Source organism: Pseudomonas sp. Sample_9, assembly GCF_004307535.1.
Classification (GTDB): domain Bacteria; phylum Pseudomonadota; class Gammaproteobacteria; order Pseudomonadales; family Pseudomonadaceae; genus Aquipseudomonas; species Aquipseudomonas mercuritolerans.
Map to the genome: position 1 here is coordinate 1 of NZ_RAZO01000148.1, position 2,005 is coordinate 2,005.

General features: G+C 59.9%; 2 protein-coding genes. Both read left to right on the forward strand.

The genetic code is table 11. The features are described from left to right. Positions 1–63: 63 nt before the first annotated feature. Complete coding sequence (locus D6877_RS07370; RefSeq protein ID WP_130910350.1) at positions 64–1,560, forward strand: helix-turn-helix transcriptional regulator; 1,497 nt, start codon at positions 64–66, stop codon at positions 1,558–1,560. A 140-nt stretch (positions 1,561–1,700) separates the two neighbouring features. Then, positions 1,701–1,958 carry a DUF1652 domain-containing protein gene (locus D6877_RS07375; protein ID WP_130910351.1) on the forward strand — a complete coding sequence of 86 codons (258 nt, stop codon included), beginning with the start codon at positions 1,701–1,703 and terminating at the stop codon, positions 1,956–1,958. The last annotated feature ends 47 nt before the right edge of the window (positions 1,959–2,005 follow it).

Genomic DNA, 2,005 nt, shown 5'->3' on the forward strand with positions numbered 1-2,005 from the left:
GGCACGATCCCGAACCGCTGCGGTCGTACTCTTCACCTAGCCGCATCACAGTGTGGAGATCCAATGAGCCAGGAAGTCCTGACCACCGAAACCAACCGTCGCCAGTTGCAGCAGATCATCGCCGGGCTGTCGGACGGGGTGATTCTGCTGGAACTCGACAAAAGCATTCTCTGGGCCAACGAAGCGGCGCTGACCATGCACGGTGTCAGCACCATCGGTGATCTGGGCAGCAACGCCGACGAGTACGCCAAGCGCTTCACGCTGCGCTATCGCAACAATCATGTCTTGCCGCCGGACAACTACCCGATCAGCCGTGTCGCCCGCTGCGAGGCGTTCAATGATGTGCTGATCGAAGTCTCGTCCGTGGACGACCCGGAGCGGGTCTGGGTGCACAGCGTGCGCAGCATGGTGCTGACCGACCGTGTCGGCCAGCCCGAGTCGCTGGTGCTGATCATGAGCGACGTCACCGATTGGGCCAACGCCGAGCTGCGCTTCGAAAAAACCTTCAACGCCAACCCCGCGCCGGCAGTGATCTGTCGTCTCAGCGATTTGCGCTACATCAAGGTCAACCCGGGCTTTCTGGAAATGACCGGCTATACCCGCGATCAGGTGATCGGCACCTCGGCTTACGAAATCGATATCTTCGAGCAGGCCGATCAGCGCGATCTGGCTGTTCAGCGCTTGCGCGATGTCGCGACCATTCCGCAGATGCAGGCGGAACTGCGCCTACCCGACGGTGGCAGTAAACAGGTGATCGTGGCCGGTCAGCCGCTGCTGCTCAATGACGAGAATTGCATGCTGTTCTCTTTCGTCGACATGGAGCCCCGGCGCCGGGTCGAAGTGGCCTTGCGTCAGAGCGAGGAGCGCTTTGCCAAGGCTTTTCGTCTGACTCCGGTACCGATTCTGATCTGCACCGCTGACAAGCAGGAGGTCATCGATGTCAATCAGGCGTTCCTCGACACCCTGGCGTATGACAGCGATGACGTGCTCGGCAAGACCGTGACGCAGCTGAGCTTCATCCACGACGACGGCGCGCGCACGCGCCTGTTGTCGGCGTTGGCGAAGAACGGTCGGGTCGATCGGGTCGATGTGCCGGTGCGCAAGAAGGACGAGGAGTTGCTGGAATGTGCGGTCTCGGCCGACACCGTGAACATTCACGACACGTCCTGCTATTTGCTGGTGCTGATGGACATGACCGAGCGCAAGCGCACTGAGCTTGAGCTGGTCGCGGCGATTGAAGAGGTGATGAAGGATGCGTCGTGGTTCAGCCGGACGCTGATCGAGAAGCTGGCCAATGTGAAGAAAATCAACTCGCCGCAGCTGCCAAGTGCCTCGTTCACTGATCTGACGGCCCGTGAGCGCGATGTGCTGGGCTTGATCTGTGAAGGACTGGCGGACAAGGAGATCGCCGCGCGGTTGAAACTGGCGCCCAATACCGTGCGCAATCATGTTGCCACTGTGTACTCGAAAATCGATGTGCATAGCCGCAGCGAAGCGATCGTCTGGGCTCGGGAGCGCGGTTTGTTTTCGGGAGAGTGGGGCACCAAGGGCCAGCGCTGAGGGGTGCAAATGCACTAGTTACAAGGGTGCAAATTCATGTATTGGCCAAGACGTTGTGTTCTTAGGCTGGTGGGGTGCGGTGTGGGCCATTTCGGGCCTGCGATCGTGCCCCTTCTGAAACAGTCATAGGAACAACGTCAATGATGAATCTTGCGCAGTTGCGCGCTCGGCTCGAGCACAGTTTTGCGCCGCTGGCTTGTGAGTGTTCGGTGGATGGTGATCATTCGCTGACGGTCAAGTTGTATCACCGGGATTCGGAGCAGGTGGATCTGGTGATCAGCGGGCTGGATCTGGCTTCGCTGCGTACGCCTGGGGCGGTCGAGGCGTTGGTGGATGAGTTGCGGTATGAGCTTGAGAGCAATTCCTTGCGTTCTTCGCGGGATCCGGATTTGGCTTAAGCGCGCTTTGGTCTTGGCGGCCTTTGGGCCGGCCATGCTCTGGGGGG